General features: G+C 71.2%; 18 protein-coding genes. 14 read left to right on the top strand and 4 right to left on the bottom strand.

Annotated elements, in window-relative coordinates; translation table 11 throughout:
• Positions 1 to 6: 6 nt before the first annotated feature.
• The 8 genes from murG (at position 7) to EES43_RS06370 (ending at position 7,232) form a co-directional block, all read left to right on the top strand.
• The gene (gene murG / locus EES43_RS06405; protein ID WP_124267807.1) at positions 7 to 1,101 is read left to right on the top strand and encodes an undecaprenyldiphospho-muramoylpentapeptide beta-N-acetylglucosaminyltransferase; all 1,095 of its coding nucleotides are present in this window, start codon (positions 7 to 9) and stop codon (positions 1,099 to 1,101) included.
• 49 nt (positions 1,102 to 1,150) lie between these two features.
• Entirely contained in the window at positions 1,151 to 1,945 is a 795-nt protein-coding gene (locus EES43_RS06400; RefSeq protein WP_124267806.1) for a cell division protein FtsQ/DivIB, read from the top strand.
• Between the two features lie 276 nt (positions 1,946 to 2,221).
• Positions 2,222 to 3,445, top strand: coding sequence for a cell division protein FtsZ (gene ftsZ, locus EES43_RS06395; RefSeq protein ID WP_124267805.1), 1,224 nt, complete (start codon positions 2,222 to 2,224; stop codon positions 3,443 to 3,445).
• Complete coding sequence (pgeF, locus tag EES43_RS06390; protein ID WP_124267804.1) at positions 3,442 to 4,182, top strand: peptidoglycan editing factor PgeF; 741 nt, start codon at positions 3,442 to 3,444, stop codon at positions 4,180 to 4,182. The genes ftsZ and pgeF overlap by 4 nt, the downstream gene beginning before the upstream one ends.
• Before the next feature lie 6 nt (positions 4,183 to 4,188).
• Entirely contained in the window at positions 4,189 to 4,908 is a 720-nt protein-coding gene (locus EES43_RS06385) for a YggS family pyridoxal phosphate-dependent enzyme (protein WP_124267803.1), read from the top strand.
• Between the two features lie 124 nt (positions 4,909 to 5,032).
• Positions 5,033 to 5,662, top strand: a complete 630-nt coding sequence (gene sepF / locus EES43_RS06380) for a cell division protein SepF (RefSeq protein ID WP_124267802.1) — start codon at positions 5,033 to 5,035, stop codon at positions 5,660 to 5,662.
• A 90-nt stretch (positions 5,663 to 5,752) separates the two neighbouring features.
• Positions 5,753 to 6,037, top strand: coding sequence for a YggT family protein (locus EES43_RS06375; protein WP_124267801.1), 285 nt, complete (start codon positions 5,753 to 5,755; stop codon positions 6,035 to 6,037).
• 49 nt (positions 6,038 to 6,086) lie between these two features.
• Positions 6,087 to 7,232: a DivIVA domain-containing protein gene (locus EES43_RS06370; protein ID WP_124267800.1), complete on the top strand. Its 1,146-nt coding sequence runs from the start codon at positions 6,087 to 6,089 to the stop codon at positions 7,230 to 7,232.
• A gap of 296 nt (positions 7,233 to 7,528) precedes the next feature.
• Here EES43_RS06370 and ileS read toward each other — a convergent pair whose 3' ends face one another.
• Positions 7,529 to 10,678, bottom strand: a complete 3,150-nt coding sequence (ileS, locus tag EES43_RS06365) for an isoleucine--tRNA ligase (protein ID WP_124267799.1) — start codon at positions 10,676 to 10,678, stop codon at positions 7,529 to 7,531.
• Between the two features lie 559 nt (positions 10,679 to 11,237).
• Between ileS and EES43_RS06360 the strand changes: the two genes are divergently transcribed.
• The 5 genes from EES43_RS06360 to EES43_RS06340 all read left to right on the top strand — a co-directional run bounded on the left by EES43_RS06360 (position 11,238) and on the right by EES43_RS06340 (position 15,867).
• On the top strand, positions 11,238 to 12,014 hold the full coding sequence (locus EES43_RS06360) for a TraR/DksA family transcriptional regulator (RefSeq protein ID WP_124267798.1): 777 nt from the start codon (positions 11,238 to 11,240) through the stop codon (positions 12,012 to 12,014).
• 58 nt (positions 12,015 to 12,072) lie between these two features.
• Positions 12,073 to 12,675: a signal peptidase II gene (gene lspA, locus EES43_RS06355; RefSeq protein ID WP_124267797.1), complete on the top strand. Its 603-nt coding sequence runs from the start codon at positions 12,073 to 12,075 to the stop codon at positions 12,673 to 12,675.
• A 23-nt stretch (positions 12,676 to 12,698) separates the two neighbouring features.
• Positions 12,699 to 13,640 carry an RluA family pseudouridine synthase gene (locus tag EES43_RS06350; protein WP_124267796.1) on the top strand — a complete coding sequence of 314 codons (942 nt, stop codon included), beginning with the start codon at positions 12,699 to 12,701 and terminating at the stop codon, positions 13,638 to 13,640.
• Positions 13,637 to 14,125 carry a GNAT family N-acetyltransferase gene (locus EES43_RS06345; RefSeq protein WP_124267795.1) on the top strand — a complete coding sequence of 163 codons (489 nt, stop codon included), beginning with the start codon at positions 13,637 to 13,639 and terminating at the stop codon, positions 14,123 to 14,125. Before EES43_RS06350 ends, EES43_RS06345 begins: the two co-directional genes overlap by 4 nt.
• Positions 14,126 to 14,280: 155 nt before the next feature.
• Entirely contained in the window at positions 14,281 to 15,867 is a 1,587-nt protein-coding gene (locus EES43_RS06340; RefSeq protein ID WP_124267794.1) for a Na+/H+ antiporter, read from the top strand.
• A gap of 34 nt (positions 15,868 to 15,901) precedes the next feature.
• Here EES43_RS06340 and EES43_RS06335 read toward each other — a convergent pair whose 3' ends face one another.
• Positions 15,902 to 17,053: a mechanosensitive ion channel family protein gene (locus EES43_RS06335; protein WP_124267793.1), complete on the bottom strand. Its 1,152-nt coding sequence runs from the start codon at positions 17,051 to 17,053 to the stop codon at positions 15,902 to 15,904.
• 37 nt (positions 17,054 to 17,090) lie between these two features.
• Here EES43_RS06335 and EES43_RS06330 point away from each other — a divergent pair, with 37 nt between their 5' ends.
• On the top strand, positions 17,091 to 17,669 hold the full coding sequence (locus EES43_RS06330) for a dienelactone hydrolase family protein (protein ID WP_124267792.1): 579 nt from the start codon (positions 17,091 to 17,093) through the stop codon (positions 17,667 to 17,669).
• A 105-nt stretch (positions 17,670 to 17,774) separates the two neighbouring features.
• Here the strand turns inward: EES43_RS06330 and EES43_RS06325 are convergent, their stop codons facing one another.
• Both EES43_RS06325 and EES43_RS06320 read right to left on the bottom strand, forming a co-directional pair.
• Positions 17,775 to 18,590, bottom strand: a complete 816-nt coding sequence (locus tag EES43_RS06325; protein ID WP_124267791.1) for a DsbA family protein — start codon at positions 18,588 to 18,590, stop codon at positions 17,775 to 17,777.
• Between the two features lie 44 nt (positions 18,591 to 18,634).
• On the bottom strand, positions 18,635 to 19,330 hold the full coding sequence (locus EES43_RS06320; RefSeq protein ID WP_124271816.1) for a hypothetical protein: 696 nt from the start codon (positions 19,328 to 19,330) through the stop codon (positions 18,635 to 18,637).

Genomic DNA, 19,330 nt, shown 5'->3' with positions numbered 1-19,330 from the left:
ATTTCGGTGCATGTCGTACTCGCCGGCGGGGGGACCGCCGGACACATCGAGCCCGCGCTTGCCCTCGCAGACGCCCTGCGCAGGCAGGACCCGACCGTGGGCATCACGGCCCTCGGCACGGAACGCGGACTGGAGACCAGGCTCGTACCCGAGCGGGGGTACGATCTCGCGCTCATCCCCGCCGTCCCGCTGCCCCGCAAGCCCACGCCCGAACTGATCACCGTCCCGGGCCGGCTGCGCGGCACGATCAAGGCCGCCGAGCAGGTCCTGGAGCGCACCAAGGCGGACTGCGTGGTCGGCTTCGGCGGTTACGTCGCCCTGCCCGGCTACCTGGCCGCCAAGCGCGCCGGGGTGCCGATCGTCGTCCACGAGGCCAACGCCCGCCCGGGACTGGCCAACAAGATCGGTTCGCGCTACGCCCACGGGGTCGCCGTCTCCACTCCGGACAGCAAGCTGCGCGGCGCCCGCTACATCGGCATTCCGCTGCGCCGCACCATCGCCACCCTGGACCGCGCCCGGGTCCGCCCGGAGGCGCGCGCTTCCTTCGGCCTCGACCCCAACCTGCCCACGCTGCTCGTCTCCGGCGGATCGCAGGGCGCCCGGCACCTCAACGAGGTGGTCCAGCGGGTCGCGCCGCTGCTCCAGCGCTCGGGAATCCAGATCCTGCACGTGGTCGGCCCGAAGAACGAATTGCCGCGCGTCGACAACATGCCCGGGATGCCGCCCTACATCCCGGTACCGTACGTGGACCGGATGGACCTCGCGTACGCCGCGGCCGACATGATGCTCTGCCGCGCGGGCGCGATGACCGTCGCCGAACTCTCCGCCGTCGGGCTGCCGGCCGCCTACGTGCCGCTGCCCATCGGCAACGGGGAACAGCGGCTCAACGCCCAACCGGTGGTCAACGCCGGCGGCGGCCTGCTGGTGGACGACGCGGCGCTCACCCCGGAATGGGTGCAGGGCAACGTCCTGCCGGTGCTCTCGGACCCGCACCGGCTGTACGAGATGTCCCGTGCCGCCGCCGAGTTCGGCCGGCGCGACGCCGACGACCTGCTCGTCGGCATGGTGTACGAAGCGATTGCCGCACGCCGCCAGGCGTGAGGCGGTGCGGACCCGGGGCGGACGTCCCGGGTCCGGCGAAGGAGCGAGCGTGGCCGGACCGACGACCGCCCAGCGCGGCGCAGCGGGGCGGGCGGACACTCCCGCCCGCGCCCCCCACATCGGCCCTCAGGGGCGCGGGCCGGGCCGGCGTACGCTGCTCGTCCTGATCGCCGTGGCGGCGGCCCTGCTCACCGGGTTCGTCCTCTGGGCGCTCTACGGCTCCTCCTGGCTCCGGGTCGAACGCGTGAGCACCAGCGGGGTCGAGGTGCTGACCCGCGCGGAGGTGGAAGCGGTCGCCGCGACGCCGATGGGCGCTCCGCTGGTCTCCGTGGACACCGACGGCATGGAGGACCGGTTGCGCCAGAAGTTGTCTCGTATCGACACAGTGGATGTCGTTCGGGACTGGCCGCACGGCATCAGCCTTAAGGTGACGGAACGCAAGCCCGTCCTGCTGGTCCGGAAGGGCGCGAAGTTCGTCGAAGTGGACGCCGAGGGTGTGCGCTTCGCCACCGTGGACCGGGCGCCCGCGGGCGTACCGCTGCTGGAACTGACGCCCGACCGGTCGGCCAGTCTGCGCCGTTTCGGAAGCGACCGGCTGGTGCGGGAGGCGGTCCGGGTGGCGGGCGAGCTCCCGGAGGGCGTCGCGAAGGACACCGAGGCCGTACGGGTCACCTCGTACGACGCGATCTCCTTGCGGCTCACCCGGGATCGCGACGTGACCTGGGGCAGCGGGGAGGACGGCGCCGTCAAGGCGCGGGTTCTCACCGCTCTGATGAAAGCCGCTCCCAAAGCGGGACACTTCGACGTCAGTGCCCCCACCGCCCCTGCGGTATCGGGGAGTTGACGGGCATTTGTGCTGGCCAGCACCCTGGTTGGTCAGCGCTACGGGTGATCACATAGGGTGAAAAGAAAAACGGGAGGTTCGGCGTGTTCGTTGAACGTGCGCCACTTGTCGACTTAGTGTCCTGTTCGGAAGAGTCCAAGAAGCAGACACACTGGTAACCCTGAAGTTGAACGTCAGGGTTTGGGTCGGCGTTCGGACCGTCCCCATCGACATCAGTCGTCGCCGCGGGTCCTCCGCAGAGCGACGACACGTAACTCGAGGCGAGAGGCCTTCGACGTGGCAGCACCGCAGAACTACCTCGCAGTCATCAAGGTCATCGGTGTCGGCGGCGGTGGTGTCAATGCCATCAACCGAATGATCGAGGTCGGCCTCAAGGGCGTCGAGTTCATCGCGATCAACACGGATGCACAAGCCCTGTTGATGAGCGACGCCGACGTCAAGCTCGACGTCGGCCGCGAACTCACCCGCGGCCTCGGCGCCGGGGCGAACCCGGCCGTCGGTCGCAAGGCGGCAGAGGACCACCGTGAGGAGATCGAGGAGGTCCTCAAGGGGGCCGACATGGTCTTCGTCACCGCCGGGGAAGGCGGCGGCACCGGCACCGGCGGCGCACCCGTCGTCGCCAACATCGCGCGCTCGCTCGGCGCCCTGACGATCGGTGTGGTCACCCGCCCGTTCACCTTCGAGGGCCGGCGCCGCGCGAACCAGGCGGAGGACGGCATCGCCGAACTCCGCGAAGAGGTCGACACCCTCATCGTCATCCCCAACGACCGCCTGCTGTCCATCTCGGACCGCCAGGTCAGCGTCCTGGACGCCTTCAAGTCGGCCGACCAGGTCCTGCTCTCGGGCGTGCAGGGCATCACCGATCTGATCACCACACCGGGTCTGATCAACCTCGACTTCGCCGACGTCAAGTCGGTCATGTCCGAGGCCGGATCGGCGCTCATGGGCATCGGCTCGGCCCGCGGCGACGACCGCGCGGTGGCCGCCGCGGAGATGGCGATCTCCTCGCCGCTGCTGGAGGCGTCCATCGACGGGGCCCGCGGCGTGCTGCTCTCCATCTCCGGCGGCAGCGACCTCGGTCTCTTCGAGATCAACGAGGCCGCCCAGCTGGTGAGCGAGGCGGCGCACCCCGAGGCCAACATCATCTTCGGCGCCGTCATCGACGACGCCCTGGGCGACGAGGTGCGGGTCACCGTGATCGCCGCGGGCTTCGACGGCGGACAGCCGCCGGCCCGCCGCGAGAACGTCCTCGGGGCGAACACGAACAAGCGCGAGGAGCAGACCGCCCCGGCCAGGTCCTCCGCCGAGCCCGCCCGCCAGTCGGGCGGACTCGGTTCGGTGCCGTCGCGTGAGGCGGCCCCGGCCCCGGCCGAGACCTCTCCCGCTCCGGCGTCGAACGAGAGCACGCTGCCGCCGGTCTCCCCGCCGCACGTCCCGCCGGCCCGTCCCTACCAGGACACCCAGGCCGAAGAGCTGGATGTCCCGGACTTCTTGAAGTGATAGGTCAGCACCGGGCGGCATCCGTCACGGGCGGCGCTCATTTCGCCTTCACCGACCGGTGGGGCGGGGTGAGCGCCGCTCCGTACGGCGAGCTCAACCTCGGCGGCGCGGTCGGAGACGACCCCGCCGCCGTCCGTGCGAACCGCGAACGCGCCGCCCGCCGCCTCGGTCTCGACCCGGCCCGCGTGGTCTGGATGAACCAGGTGCACGGGCGGGAGGTCGCCGTCGTCGACGGGCCCTGGGCGGCGGACGCGGAGGTTCCGGCTGTGGACGCGGTGGTGACCGCCCGGCACGGACTGCCGCTCGCGGTCCTCACCGCCGACTGCACGCCCGTGCTGCTCGCCGATCCGGTCGCCGGAGTCGTCGGGGCGGCGCACGCCGGGCGGCCGGGGCTGGTCGCCGGAGTGGTGCCGGCGGCGGTCGAGGCCATGGTCGCGCTCGGCGCACGCCCCTCCCGGATCACCGCGCACACCGGACCGGCCGTCTGCGGACGCTGCTACGAGGTGCCCGAGGGGATGCGGGCCGAGGTCGCCGACGCCGTCCCCGGCTCGTGGTCCGAGACCAGTTGGTCCACCCCCGCGGTCGACGTCACGGCCGGGGTGCACGCACAGCTCGCCGCCCTCGGGGTGGCGGACCGGCACCGTTCGCCGTTCTGCACCCTCGAATCGGGCGACCACTTCTCGTACCGCCGCGACCGCGTCACGGGGCGGCTCGCCGGATATGTCTGGTTGGACTGATAGGGCATGACGGATCGTAAGGAACAACTCGCGGCGAATCTGGCACGGGTGGAGGAGAGGATCGCCTCCGCCTGCGCCGGGGCCGGTCGCGCACGCGACGAAGTGACCCTGATCGTGGTCACCAAGACCTACCCCGCGAGCGATGTGCGAATCCTGCACGAACTCGGTGTGCGCCATGTCGCCGAGAATCGTGACCAGGACGCGGCCCCCAAGGCCACCGCTTGCGCGGATCTTTCCCTGACGTGGCACTTTGTCGGACAATTGCAGACGAACAAGGTTCGTTCTGTGGCGAGTTATGCCGATGTCGTGCAGTCGGTGGACCGGGTCAGGCTGGTCACCGCCCTCTCGGCGGCGGCCGTCCGCGGGGAGAGGGAGCTCGGCTGCCTCGTCCAGGTCGCCCTGGACGCGGAGAGCGGGGAGCGGGGCGAGCGCGGAGGCGTCGCACCGGACGGGATCGAGGAGTTGGCCGCCGCGGTGGACGCGGCGCCCGGACTCCGGCTCGACGGCCTGATGACGGTGGCGCCGCTGGCGGGTCCGTACGCGGGGCGGCAACGGGCCGCGTTCGACCGGCTGATGGAATGCGCGTCCCGGCTGCGCGCCGACCGCCCGGCTGCGAACATGGTGTCCGCGGGGATGAGCGCGGACCTTGAGGACGCGGTGGCGGCGGGGGCGACACATGTACGCGTCGGTACGGCGGTGCTCGGAGACCGACCCCGGCTCGGGTAACGTCGCGAAGAAGTCGGACCACAGCAGAAAATATGGTCATTCCCGCTCCTAACGGGTAGGCCACCGTGGATCGCTGGCACTTGGTGACGAATGCCGATCCACCACAGAGCGGAGGACTCGGAGCATGGCCGGCGCGATGCGCAAGATGGCGGTCTACCTCGGCCTCGTGGAGGACGATGGGTACGACGGTCCGGGGTTCGACCCCGACGACGAATTCGAACCTGAGCCGGAGCCCGAGCGCGACCGGCGGCGGCATCAGCCCCCCCATCAGGTGGAGCGCGAACGGGAGCGGGAGCGCGAAAGGGATGAACCGGTGCGAGTGGTGCAACCACCCGCGCAACGGGAGCCCGTTCAGCTCCCCGCGGAAAGCAGCCGACCCGCCCGGATCGCCCCCGTGGCATCCATCACACCTGAACGCCCGAACATGGAGAAGAACGCACCGGTGATCATGCCCAAGGTCGTGTCCGAGCGGGAGCCCTACCGCATCACCACGCTGCACCCCAGGACCTACAACGAGGCCCGTACCATCGGGGAACACTTCCGTGAGGGCACTCCGGTGATCATGAATCTCACGGAGATGGACGATACGGACGCAAAGCGACTTGTCGACTTTGCCGCGGGACTCGTCTTCGGTCTCCATGGCAGCATTGAACGCGTGACGCAGAAGGTGTTCCTGTTGTCGCCTGCTAACGTCGATGTCACGGCGGAGGACAAGGCCCGCATCGCAGAGGGCGGATTCTTCAACCAGAGCTGAGAACACGACACCGGGAACGACCCGGCCGGGAGGCCGGTGCCGGCCGCGAGGCCGGAGCTACGAGAGCCAGGGGAGAGGGAAGCGCGAGACATGGGCGTCGCACGGGATGTGGTCTATATCGCGCTGATGTGTTTCCTCATCGTGCTGATCTTCCGGCTGGTCATGGACTACGTCTTCCAGTTCGCACGTTCATGGCAACCCGGCAAGGCGATGGTGGTCGTACTTGAGGCCACTTACACTGTCACCGATCCACCGCTCAAGCTCCTGCGGCGGTTCATTCCGCCGCTGCGTCTCGGGGGCGTGGCACTCGACCTGTCCTTCTTCGTTCTGATGATCATCGTCTACATCCTGATCGCCGTTGTGGTCAGGTTGTGAGCGATACGGTCTTGCCGACTGCCGACGACTACGTAGAGGTGAAGAAGAGATGCCGCTGACCCCCGAGGACGTGCGGAACAAGCAGTTCACGACCGTCCGCCTCCGAGAAGGCTATGACGAGGACGAGGTCGATGCCTTCCTCGACGAGGTCGAATCGGAGCTGACCCGCCTGCTCCGAGAGAACGAGGACCTGCGCGCCAAGCTGGCCGCGGCGACGCGCGCCGCCGCGCAGAACCAGCAGCAGCAACAGGGCATGCGCAAGCCTCCGGAGCAGCAGGACCGCCCCGGGGCTCCCGTTCCCGCCGCCATATCCGGTCCGCCGGTGCAGCAGCAGCCCCCGCAGATGGGTCCGCCCCAACTGCCCGGTGGCGCGCCGCAGCTGCCCGCCGGTCCCAGTGGTCACGGCCCCCAGGGTGGTCATGGCCCCGGTCCGCAGGGCCCGCACGGCCCCGGCCCGATGCAGGGCGGCCCGATGGGCGGCCCCATGGGACACAACCCGCAGCAGCAGCAGATGCAGCAGATGCAGATGCAGCAGCAGCCCCCGCAGATGCAGCAGCAGAGCCAGGGCCCCGGCGGCGACAGCGCCGCGCGTGTCCTGTCGCTCGCGCAGCAGACCGCCGACCAGGCGATCGCGGAGGCCCGTTCCGAGGCCAACAAGATCGTCGGCGAGGCCCGCAGCCGCGCCGAGGGTCTGGAGCGCGACGCGCGTGCCAAGGCGGACGCGCTGGAGCGGGACGCGCAGGAGAAGCACCGTGTGGCGATGGGCTCGCTGGAGTCGGCCCGCGCGACGCTGGAGCGCAAGGTCGAGGACCTGCGCGGCTTCGAACGCGAGTACCGGACGCGCCTGAAGTCCTACCTGGAGAGCCAGCTGCGTCAGCTGGAGACCCAGGCGGACGACTCGCTCGCCCCGCCGCGGACCCCGGCCGCCGCTTCGCTGCCGCCGTCGCCCTCGCTGGCTCCGGCCGGTGCGGGTGCCATGGGCCACTCCATGGGCGGCTCCAACCACGGTGGGCACGGCGGCCAGCAGATGGGCGGCGGCCAGTCGATGGGCGGTGCTCCGTCCTACGGCACCCAGCAGCAGATGTCGCCCGCGATGACGCAGCCGATGGCGCCGGTTCGGCCGCAGGCGCCGCAGCCGATGCAGCAGGCGCCGTCGCCGATGCGTGGGTTCCTGATCGACGAGGACGACAACTGAGCGGTTCGCGCTCGCTGAGCGCGTAGCCGTCGGCAGGCAGAGGGCCGGGCCCCGGGGTTTCCCGGGGCCCGGCCCTCTGCCGTGCGGTGGGGCGCCTGCGGCGGGCTGCTCCCCTGCCCGCCCCTTCCCGAAACCGGGGCTCTGCCCCGGGCCCCGCTCCTCAAGCGCCGGAGGGGCTGGAGTCGGCCGGGACCGGGGCTGGAAGTGGCCGGGACCGGGGCTGGAGTCCGTCGCGGTGGGAAGCGTGAAGGGCCCGGCCGGAGGCGTCCGGCCGGGCCCTTCACCGGTCGTGCGGGTCAGTGCTCCGTCTTGCGCAGGCGGAACGTCAGCGACAGGGCCTCGTCCTCGAAGGGGACGCCGTACGTCTCGTCCGCCTCGCCCTCCGCGTACTCCAGCGCCAGCACCTCGTCCGCGATCAGCGCCGCGTGCTCGGCCAGGGCCTCCGCCGTGGCGGGGGCCGTCGACGTCCAGCGGACGGAGATGCGGTCCGCGACGTCCAGGCCGCTGTTCTTGCGGGCCTCCTGGATCAGGCGGATCGCGTCACGCGCCAGGCCGGCGCGGCGCAGCTCCGGAGTGATCTCCAGGTCCAGGGCGACGGTCGCGCCCGAGTCCGAGGCGACCGACCAGCCCTCGCGCGGCGTCTCGGTGATGATGACCTCCTCGGGGGTGAGGGCGATCTGCTCGCCGTCGACCTCCACCGAGGCCGTGCCCTCGCGCAGGGCCAGGGAGAGCGCCGCGGCGTCCGTGTTCGCGACCGCCTTGGCGACCGCCTGGACGCCCTTGCCGAACCGCTTGCCCAGGGCGCGGAAGTTGGCCTTCGCCGTGGTGTCGACCAGCGAGCCGCCGACCTCGGAGAGCGAGGCCAGCGAGGAGACGTTCAGCTCCTCCGTGATCTGGGCGCGCAGCTCGGGGGAGAGCGAGGCGAAGCCCGTCGCCGCGACCAGCGCGCGGGACAGCGGCTGGCGGGTCTTCACGCCCGACTCGGCGCGGGTGGCCCGGCCCAGCTCCACCAGCCTGCGCACCAGCGCCATCTGCGTGGACAGCGCCGGGTCGATCGCGCCGAGGTCCGCCTTCGGCCAGGAGGACAGGTGCACCGACAGCGGGGCGTCCGGGGTGACCGGCGCGATCAGGTCCTGCCAGACGCGCTCGGTGATGAACGGCGTCAGCGGGGCCATCAGCCGGGTCACCGTCTCGACGACCTCGTGCAGGGTGCGCAGGGCCGCCTTGTCGCCCTGCCAGAAGCGGCGGCGCGAGCGGCGGACGTACCAGTTGGAGAGGTCGTCCACGAATGCGGAGAGCAGCTTGCCGGCGCGCTGGGTGTCGTAGCGCTCCATCGCGGCGGTCATCTGGTCGACCAGCGCGTTCAGTTCGCTCAGGAGCCAGCGGTCCAGGACCGTGCGGTCGGCCGGCGCCGGGTCGGCCGCCGAGGGGGCCCAGCCGGAGGTGCGCGCGTACAGGGCCTGGAAGGCGACCGTGTTCCAGTAGGTGAGGAGCGTCTTGCGGACGACCTCCTGGATCGTGCCGTGGCCCACCCGCCGTGCCGCCCACGGGGAGCCGCCCGCCGCCATGAACCAACGCACCGCGTCGGCCCCGTGCTGGTCCATCAGCGGGATGGGCTGGAGGATGTTGCCCAGGTGCTTGGACATCTTGCGGCCGTCCTCGGCGAGGATGTGGCCCAGGCAGACCACGTTCTCGTAGGACGACTTGTCGAAGACCAGGGTGCCGACCGCCATGAGCGTGTAGAACCAGCCCCGGGTCTGGTCGATGGCCTCCGAGATGAACTGCGCCGGGTAGCGGCTCTCGAAGACCTCCTTGTTCTTGTACGGGTAGCCCCACTGCGCGAACGGCATCGAACCCGAGTCGTACCAGGCGTCGATGACCTCCGGGACCCGGTACGCCTCCAGTTGGCAGTTCTCGTGCGAGCAGGTGAAGGTGATCTCGTCGATGAACGGGCGGTGGGGGTCGAGGGACGACTGGTCCCGGCCCGTGAGTTCCGTCAGTTCGGCACGCGAGCCCACGCACGTGAGGTGGTCGTCCTCGCAGCGCCAGATCGGCAGCGGGGTGCCCCAGTAGCGGTTGCGCGAGAGCGCCCAGTCGACGTTGTTGTTCAGCCAGTCGCCGAAGCGGCCGTTCTTGACGGAGTCCGGGAACCAGTTGGTCCTCTCGTTCTCCTCCAGGAGCCGGTCCTTGATCGCGGTGGTGCGGATGTACCAGGACGGCTGCGCGTAGTAGAGGAGCGCGGTGTGGCAGCGCCAGCAGTGCGGGTAGCTGTGCTCGTACGGGACGTGGCGGAAGAGCTTGCCGCGCGCGTCCAGGTCCGCCGTCAGCGCCTCGTCGGCCTTCTTGAAGAAGACGCCGCCGACCAGCGGCAGGCTCTCCTCGAAGGTGCCGTCGGGGCGTACCGGGTTCACCACGGGCAGGCCGTAGGAGCGGCAGACGACGAGGTCGTCGGCGCCGAACGCGGGGGACTGGTGGACCAGACCCGTACCGTCCTCGGTCGTCACGTACTCGGCGTTCACCACGTAGTGCGCCTCGGCCGGGAAGTCGACGAGGGTGAACGGGCGCTCGTAGGTCCAGCGCTCCATCTCCGCGCCGGTGAAGGACGGGCCGGTCGCCTCCCAGCCCTCGCCCAGCGCCTTCTCCAGGAGTGGTTCGGCGACGACGAGCTTCTCCTCGCCGTCCGTCACGACGACGTAGCGGACCTCGGGGTGCGCGGCGACCGCCGTGTTCGAGACCAGCGTCCAGGGGGTGGTCGTCCAGACGAGGAGGGCCGCCTCGCCGGCCAGCGGGCCGGAGGTGAGGGGGAAGCGGACGAAGACCGAGGGGTCGACGACCGTCTCGTAGCCCTGGGCCAGCTCGTGGTCGGAGAGGCCGGTGCCGCAGCGCGGGCACCAGGGGGCGACGCGGTGGTCCTGGACGAGGAGGTCCTTGGCGAAGATCTCCTTCAGCGACCACCACACGGAGTCGACGTACTCCGGGTCCATCGTGCGGTAGGCGTCGTCCAGGTCGACCCAGTAGCCCATGCGGGTCGTCAGCTCGGCGAAGGCGTCCGTGTGCCGGGTCACCGACTCGCGGCACTTGGCGTTGAACTCGGCGATGCCGAACGCCTCGATGTCCTTCTTGCCGTTGAAGCCCAGCTCCTTCTCGACCGCGAGCTCGACCGGCAGGCCGTGGCAGTCCCAGCCGGCCTTGCGCGCGACGTGGTAGCCCTGCATGGTGCGGAAGCGCGGGAAGACGTCCTTGAAGACGCGGGCCTCGATGTGGTGGGCGCCCGGCATGCCGTTGGCGGTCGGCGGGCCCTCGTAGAAGACCCACTCGGGGCGGCCCTCGGACTGTTCGAGGCTCTTGGCGAAGATCTCGCTCTCGCGCCAGAAGTCGAGCACGGCGTGCTCCAGCGCGGGCAGGTCGACCTGGGCGGGTACCTGGCGGTACTGCGGCGATGTCATGTGCGGCTTCCTCCGGCGGACGTCTTCCACTTCCGTCGGAGGGACGAGAGCCGTGCGCTCCCGCGGTACCACCCTCCTTGGCCGCGGGCGTGCGCCCATGGCCCCCTCATTGGGTCGCGACGCCGGTTCTACTGACCTTGTACCCGTGGGCGGGGCCCACGGTCCAAAGCGTTCTTCCGGCAGCTCCGGGGTGATCTTCACGACGTGCACGCCCCCGGGCTCCCACCGTCCCCGGGTCGCTGCGGGCTGCGTACGACGCTACTCGTCCCATCCATGCCTCTCGCTGGGGCCAGTGTACGGGCCCGTACGGGCGACGGCCGACCGGTCGTCGGCCGGGCGCCCCGTGACCCGAATGGCCAGAGGCGGCCCGCGGAATTCCCCGCTCGGCGCGGCGGCGGATTACCGGGCGGGGAGTTGGGCACAACGGAGGCAGGCGCGTCTCCTGAGGTCCGGGGGAGAGGCGGAACGGCGGCGTGCCCCGTTGCCGCGGAGCTGGGGTCGACTTATCGTCCCAGCACGATTCGCGAGCAAGATCACAATATGTGAAGGGGCCGCGGCCATGGTGGCGAAGAAGACGGCGGAAGAGACCGCGGCCGGACCCGACGGCGCCGAGGAGCCACCGGTCGGCAAGGGCGTGAAGAAGGCCGTGAAGAAGGCGGCGAAGAAAGTGGCGAAAAGGGCGACGAAGAAGGCGGCGGCCCACAAGGCGGCCCCCGGGAGCGCCGCCGCGGGCAAGAGCGCCGCGAGCGGGCGCACCACGAAGAAGACCGCGGCCAAGAAGGCTTCGAAGAAGGCCGCAGCGACGGCCACGGGGGCGGCCCAGGCCGCCGAGCAGACGGGAGCCCACACGGTGGTAGCCAAGAAGAGCGCGAGTCGTCCCGGCGCCGGAGCGGCGGGAACGGCGCCCGTGCCGCCCGCCCGTGCCGGGGCGACCGCGCCCGGCGATCTGGCGGTACGGCCCGGCGAGGACCCCTGGACGCAGGAGGAGGTCACCGAGGCGCGCACGCTGCTCACCAGCGAGATCATGCGGCTGCGCACCGAGCTGGAGACCTCGGGCGCGGCCCTGGCCGGGCTGATGCGGGACTCCGGCGACGGCGCGGGCGACGACGAGGCCGACACCGGCACCAAGAACATCACCCGCGAGCACGAGCTGTCCCTCGCCGCCAACGCCCAGGAGATGCTGGAGCAGAACGAGCGGGCGCTCACCCGGCTGGAGGCGGGCACGTACGGCCTCTGCGAGGTCTGCGGCAAACCGATCGGCAAGGCCCGTATGCAGGCGTTCCCGCGCGCCACCCTCTGCGTGGAGGACAAACAGAAGCAGGAGCGGCGCGGCTGATCCGCACAGGTGTGCCGTACCCTCGTGCTCAGTCAGGCACCTAGGTTGAGGGACTCACGTGGCAGAGGCGGAGCGCATCATCGGTACGCCGGATAATCCCGACGCTGAAGGGGCCGACGAGGTCGGCGTCGAGCAGCCGGCCGAGGGCGGCGTCGACGGCGCGGGCCCCGGCCGGGGCAGGCGGAGGATCCTGGTCCTCCTCGGCGTCGCCGTGGTGGCCTACCTGTTCGACCTGATCAGCAAGATGATCGTGGTCGCCAAGCTGGAGCACCAGCCGCCGATCGACATCTTCGGCGACTGGTTGCAGTTCCGCGCGCTGCGCAACCCGGGTGCCGCGTTCGGGTTCGGCGAGGCGTTCACGGTGATCTTCACGGTCATCGCGGCCGGCGTGATCGTGGTCATCTTCCGGCTCGCGCGCAAGCTCTACAGCCTGCCGTGGGCCATCGCCCTGGGGCTGCTCCTGGGCGGTGCGCTCGGCAACCTCACCGACCGCATCTTCCGCACGCCCGGCGTGTTCGAGGGCGCGGTGGTGGACTTCATCGCCCCCAAGCACTTCGCCGTCTTCAACCTCGCCGACTCCGCGATCGTCTGCGGCGGCATCCTCATCGTGATCCTCTCCTTCAAGGGCCTGGACCCCGACGGCACCGTGCACAAGGACTAGCGGGCGCAAGGCATACTCGACTGGTGAGTACGCACCCCGAGATCCGCACCCTGCCCGTACCGGACGGCCTGGAAGGCGAGCGCGTCGACGCCGCCATCTCCCGGATGTTCGGTTTCTCCCGCACCAAGGCCGCCGAGCTGGCCGCCGCCGGGAAGGTCCAGGTGGACGGTTCGGTGGCCGGGAAGTCCGAGCGGGTGCACGGCGGGGCCTGGCTGGAGGTGGAGATGCCTCGGGCGGCCCCTCCGGTCCAGATCGTCGCCGAGCCCGTCGAGGGCATGGAGATCGTCCACGACGACGAGGACATCGTCGTCATCGCGAAGCCGGTCGGCGTCGCCGCCCATCCCAGCCCCGGCTGGACCGGCACCACCGTCATCGGCGGCCTCGCCGCCGCCGGGTACCGGATCTCCACCTCCGGGGCCGCCGAGCGCCAGGGCATCGTGCACCGCCTGGACGTGGGCACCTCCGGACTGATGGTCGTCGCCAAGTCCGAGCGGGCCTACACGCTGCTCAAGGCCCAGTTCCGCGACCGGGTCGTCGAGAAGAAGTACCACGCGCTCGTCCAGGGCCATCCGGACCCGATGAGCGGCACCATCGACGCGCCCATCGGCCGCCACCCCAACCACGACTACAAGTGGGCGGTCACCGCCGAGGGCAAGCCCTCCGTCACCCACTACGACCTGATCGAGGCGTACCGCGCCGCCAGCCTGCTGGACATCAAGCTGGAGACCGGCCGCACCCACCAGATCCGGGTCCACATGTCCGCCCACCGCCACCCGTGCGTCGGCGACCTCACCTACGGCGCCGACCCGACCCTCGCCAAGCGGCTCGGCCTGACCCGGCAGTGGCTGCACGCCGTGCGCCTCGGCTTCGAGCACCCGGGCGACGGCCGCTGGGTCGAGTTCTCCAGCGACTACCCGGCGGACCTGCGCAAGGCCCTCGACACCATCGACGCGGAGAGCCGGTGACCCCGCCCGCACCCACGGCGTACACGCTCCGCCGGGCCCGGGAGGAGAGCGACCTCCAAGCCTGCTTCCAGGTCCGCAAGGACGTCTTCGTCGCCGAGCAGCGGGTGCCCGAGGACATCGAGTACGACGCCCACGACGCGACCGCGGCCCACGTCCTGGCGATCGCCGCCGACGGCACCGCCCTCGGCACGGGACGCCTCCTGCACGGTGCGGACGCCGCCGCGAAGACCGGGGGCGACCTGGCCGTCGGCTCGCTCGGACGCCTCGCGGTGACCCGTGAGGCGCGCGGCCTCGGCGTCGGAGCCGCGCTGGTGCGGGCCATCGAGGACCAGGCCCGCGAGCTGGGCCTCACCGCCGTGGACCTGCACGCCCAGACGCACGCCCTCGGCTTCTACGAGCGGCTCGGCTACGTGGCGTACGGCCCCGAGTTCCGGGACGCGGGCATCCCGCACCGGGCCATGCGGCGGGACCTCGGGACGGTCTGACGGCGGCCGGCGGGCGGCTCGCCGGGATCGCGGACCCCGCGTGGCAGGGTGGAGGCTCCGGCCTGCCGCCGAGCCGGCCGGGCCCTGAGCGGCCGACCTCCGGTGGAACCCGCCGGCCGGAGACGGCCCGGACCCGCGTTCCGGAAGGCGCCACCGTGGAACAAATGGCACTGCTGCTCCTGCTGCTGCTCGGAGCCGTGGTCACGGTGCCGCTGGGCGAGCGGCTGCGCCTGCCGGCACCGATCCTGATGACGCTGATCGGGATCGCGATGGCGTTCGCCCCGTTCGTGCCGGACGTCGACATCCCGCCCGAGATCATCCTTCCCGCGCTGCTGCCGCCGCTGATCTACGCCTCGGTGCAGCGCACCTCCTGGCGGCAGTTCGCCGCCAACACGCGCCCCATCTTCCTGCTCGCCGTCGCCCTGGTCTTCGTCACCACGGCCGCGGTCGCCGCGGTGGCCAACTCGATCGTGCCCGGACTGCCCGTCGCCGCCGCCGTCGCGCTCGGCGCGCTCGTCGCCCCGCCCGACCCGGTGGCGGCGAGCGCCGTGGCCGGTTCGGTGGGGCTGCCGCGCCGGCTCATCTCGATCCTGGAGGGCGAAGGGCTCTTCAACGACGTCACCGCCATCGTGCTCTACCACGCAGCCATCGCCGCCGCGGTCAGCGGAACCTTCTCACTGCCGGATGCCGTCGGGCTGCTGGTCCTCTCCGCCGTCGTCGCGGTCGCCGTCGGGCTCGCCCTCGGCTGGGCCACCCTCAAGCTGATGGGGATGCTGGGCGACGCGACCCTCCAGGTCGGCCTGACGCTGCTGGTGCCCTTCGTCAGCTACGTGCTGGCCGAGGAGCTGATGGGCTCCGGCGTCCTCGCCGTCCTGACCACCGCCCTCTTCCTCGCCGAGCACACGGCCGACGCCGACGACGTCCAGGGCCGGCTCACCGGACGCAGCTTCTGGGAGATCGTCGACACCCTGGTCACCGGCGTGGCCTTCGGACTCATCGGGCTCGAACTGAACAGCGTCTTCGGTACGTCCGACGGCCGCGAGTTCCGGATGCTCGGCTGGGGGTTCGCTGTCGTGGCGGTCGTCGTCGGCGTACGGCTGATGTGGCTGCTGCCGGCGACCTGGCTCGCCAAACGGCTGCACAACCGCCCGGACGTCAGCGAGGAGATCCCCACCAGCTGGCGGGAGACCCTGGTCATGTGGTGGGCCGGGATGCGCGGAGTGGCCTCCGTCGCGCTGGCCCTCGCCGTCCCGCTGAAGACGGACGACGGCCGGCCCTTCCCCGGCCGCGACGAGATCGTCTTCATCGCGTTCGCGGTGATCATGGCCACGCTCGTCTTCCAGGGGCTCACCCTGCCCTGGCTGGTGCGCAAGCTCGGTGTCGGCGCCGACACCGAGGCCGAACGGGCCCTGGAACGGGACCTGGCCATCCGCGCGGCCAGAGCCGCCAAGCACCGGCTCAAGGAGATCCAGGAGGTCGAGGACTTCCCGGAGGAGATGATGGAACGCCTCCAGCGCGCCGCGTACGACATCGGGGCGAGGATCAGCCCGGACATGATCGACGAGGAGCGGCGCGAGGCGTACGCGAAGCGGGCCCAGCGGTTCAAGGCGGTCAACCGCATCCAGCGCGAGATGATGTCCGCCGCCCGCCACGAGGTGCTGGCCGCACGCAGCGAGGCCGGTTCCGATCCCGAGGTGGTGGACCGGGTACTGCGCTACCTGGACGTGCGCTCGCTGCGCTGACCGGCCGGCGGCGTAACCTGGCCCGCCCGCACCGTCAGCCGCGTCCCGTGCGCGGCGCCCTGGAGCCGCCGTGGTCGGCGTGGGGGCCCGAGCCGTTGCGGCCGGAGCTGACCGCCGCGCCGGTCAGCTCCGCCCACTGCTCGCCCGGGGGCAGTACGGCGGGCGAGGTGGAGATGCGCGGCAGCGCGTACGGGTGGTGGTCGCGCAGCCAGCCGATCAACTGCTCGCGCACCGCGCAGCGCACGGTCCAGATGTCGTCCGCGTCCTTCGCGGTGACCACGGCCCGCACCTGGATCGTGGAGGGCGTCGTGTCGGTGACGGCGAGCGACCAGTCGCGGCCGTCCCAGGCGGCGATGTCGCCGAGGATGTCGCGCAGCCGTTCGCGCATCGCGGCCACCGGCGCGGAGTGGTCGAGGTGGAAGAAGACGGTGCCGGTCATCTGGACCCCGCCGCGCGACCAGTTCTCGAACGGCTTGCTGGTGAAGTAGGAGACCGGCATCGTGATGCGCCGCTCGTCCCACGTCCGCACGGCCAGGAACGTGAGGGTGATCTCCTCGACGGTGCCCCACTCGCCGTCCACCACCACGGTGTCGCCGATCCGCACCATGTCGCCGAAGGCGATCTGGAGGCCCGCGAAGAGGTTGCCGAGCGTCGACTGGGCGGCCACACCGGCGACGATGCCGAGCACACCGGCCGAGGCCAGCATCGAGGTGCCGACCGTCTGCATGGCGGGGAACGTGAGCAGCATGGCCGCGATGGCGACGGTCGTCACGATCGCGATGACCACGCGCTGGATCAGCGTCACCTGCGTACGCACCCGGCGCACCCGGGCCGGATCGCGGGTGGCCGCCGCGTAACGGGCGTAGCTGGCCTCGACGATCGTCGCGGCGATGCGGACCACCAGCCACGCGGACGCGCCGATCAGCACCAGGGTCAGGACCTGGCCGATCGAGGCCCGGTGCTCGCTGACCACGTCGAGACCTATCTGACGGTAACTGCCCCGCAGCAGAGCCGTGATGAGCACCAGCTGCAACGGTGGCCGGCAGCGCCGCAGCAGACCCCACAGCGGCGTCTCGTGGTGGCGGCTGTCGGCCCTGCGCAGCAGCAGGTCGACCAGCCAGCCGACCAGCAGGGTGATCACCACGGAACCGCCGACGACGATCAGCGGGCGCAGCACGTTCTCCATTGCCTCGTCCTCCAAGCCTTGGGGCACAACTGGCACCATGGGCCTCATGAACATCATGCTCTTCCACTCGACCTACGGGCTCCGGCCCGCCGTGCACGCCGCGGCCGCGCGTCTGCGGGACGCCGGCCACGAGGTGCGCGTGCCCGATCTCTTCGACGGGCACACCTTCGACTCGGTGGAAGAGGGCATGGCCCACAAGGAGGAGGTCGGCAAGGAGGAGCTGCTGCGGCGCGCCGTGCTGGCCGCCGCCCCCTATTCCGACCAGGGCCTCGTCTACGCGGGCTTCTCCTTCGGCGCGGCCACCGCGCAGACCCTGGCCCTCGGCGACGCGAAGGCGCGCGGGCTGCTGCTGTTCCACGGCACCTCGGACCTCGCGGAGAACGCCGCGGTGGACGAGCTCCCGGTGCAGCTGCACGTCGCCGACCCGGATCCGTTCGAGTCGCACGACTGGCTGAACAGCTGGTACCTCCAGATGCAGCGGACCGGCGCGGACGTGGAGGTCTACCGCTACCCGGGCGCGGGACACCTGTTCACCGACGCCGACCTGCCCGACTACGACGCGACGGCGGCCGACCGGGCCTGGAAGGTCGCGCTCGGGTTCCTCGCCACGCTGTAGGCCGCCGGGACGCCGCCGCGGCTGCGGGATCAGGCCGGGAACGCGGAACGGGCAGGCGAACCGCGGAGGTTCGCCTGCCCGTCGCCGTGGCGCGGGGCCCGCGCGTCAGCCCTTGAGGGCCTTGTCGATCGAGGCCCTGTAGTCGGCCGCGGTCATCGGGGCGCTGTCGCTGCCCTCCTTCGTGACCAGCTTGCCGTCCATCTTCAGCGTCGGGGTGCCCTCCACGCCGCTCTTGTCGAACGTCTCGGACATCTTCATCGCCCAGCCGTCGAAGGTGCCGTCCTCGACGTTCTTCCGGAACTCCTTGTCGCCCTTCAGCGCGTCGACCGAGTCGGCGATCTTGATCAGGTAGGAGTCGTCCTTGAACTTGTCCTCGGACTCCTCCGGGTGGTACTTCGCGGAGTAGAGCGCGTTCTTGTAGGCGAGGAACGCCTCCGGGCTGACGTCGAGCGCCGCGCCGAGCGCGCTCAGCGCGTTCTTCGAGCCCTCGCCGTTGGTGGCGTTGTCGAGGAACGTGGCGCCGATGTACTTGATCTTGTACTTTCCGGCCTCGACGTCCTCGTCCATCGTCTTGCCCACGGACTGCTCGAACGCCGCGCAGACCGGGCAGCGGGAGTCCTCGTACAGCTCCAGGGTCTTCTTGGCGGCGGGCTTGCCGATGACGACGGTCGTGCCGTTCTCGCCGGAGGTGTTCTTGGGCGCGGTGATGTTCTTCGCGTCCGCGGCCGCCTCCCACTGGGAGGGCTTGTTCAGCTGCATGACACCCCAGCCGATGCCGCCGGCGACGGCCAGCACCGCGACGATCGAGACGCCGACCACGGCCTGCCGGCGGGTCCTGTCCTTCTTGGCCTGGCGCTCGCGCTCGACGCGCAGACGCTCGCGGGCCGCCGACTTGTTGGCCTGGCTGTTGCGCTTGCTCATGGTGGTCTCCGTGCGTGTGGGTGGTGTACGGGGGATGGCGTTGCTCAGGCGATGGCGCAGGCCGAGCGCGGCGGTCCCCTCCGTCCCACGGAGTGCACGAGCAGACGGGCGTGGGCGAGCAGGTGCGGGCTGTGGCCGGTGACACGCGCTTTGCGACGGGCGGTGCCGCCCGTCCCGCCCAGCACGGCGACCGCGATGAGCAGGGGCCGGAAGGCCAGGGCCGCGCCTGCGGCCAGCATGGCGACCAGGGCTGCCTCGCCGTGCCGGAGCCAGGCCGCCGCGAGCAGCCCGACCGATACATGGGCGGCGAGCAGCAGCCACGGTACGGCGGGGCCGGGGGCGGCCAGGAACGCGGACGCCGGGTGACCGGCGCCGACCTCGCCGGGCGCCGGTACGCCCGCGCCGACTTCGCCGCCGCACAGCACGTCGAAGCCGACCGAGCGCAGCGATCCGGCGACCGGGCCGCCCGCCGCGCCGTAGCAGACGTTCTGGCCGGTGGTGAAGACGGTGTCGGCGGCCAGCTCCAGCGGGACCAGGAGCCCGGCGATGGCCCCGAAGCCGCGCTCCCGGCCGGCCAGCGCGTACGCCACGGCGAAGACCGCCACGGCCATCAGGGCCACGGCGGTCAGGGGCAGAGGCGCCCGGGAGAGCAGCACATGGGACGCGACGGAGAGCGTCATGACGAGCACCGTGAAGAGTGCCGCGCGCACGACCCTGAGCTGCGTACCGAAACCGTCCAT

The organism is Streptomyces sp. ADI96-02 (assembly GCF_003846185.1).
In the GTDB taxonomy this organism is placed as follows: domain Bacteria; phylum Actinomycetota; class Actinomycetes; order Streptomycetales; family Streptomycetaceae; genus Streptomyces.
This window is presented reverse-complemented; position numbering and strand designations above follow the sequence as displayed.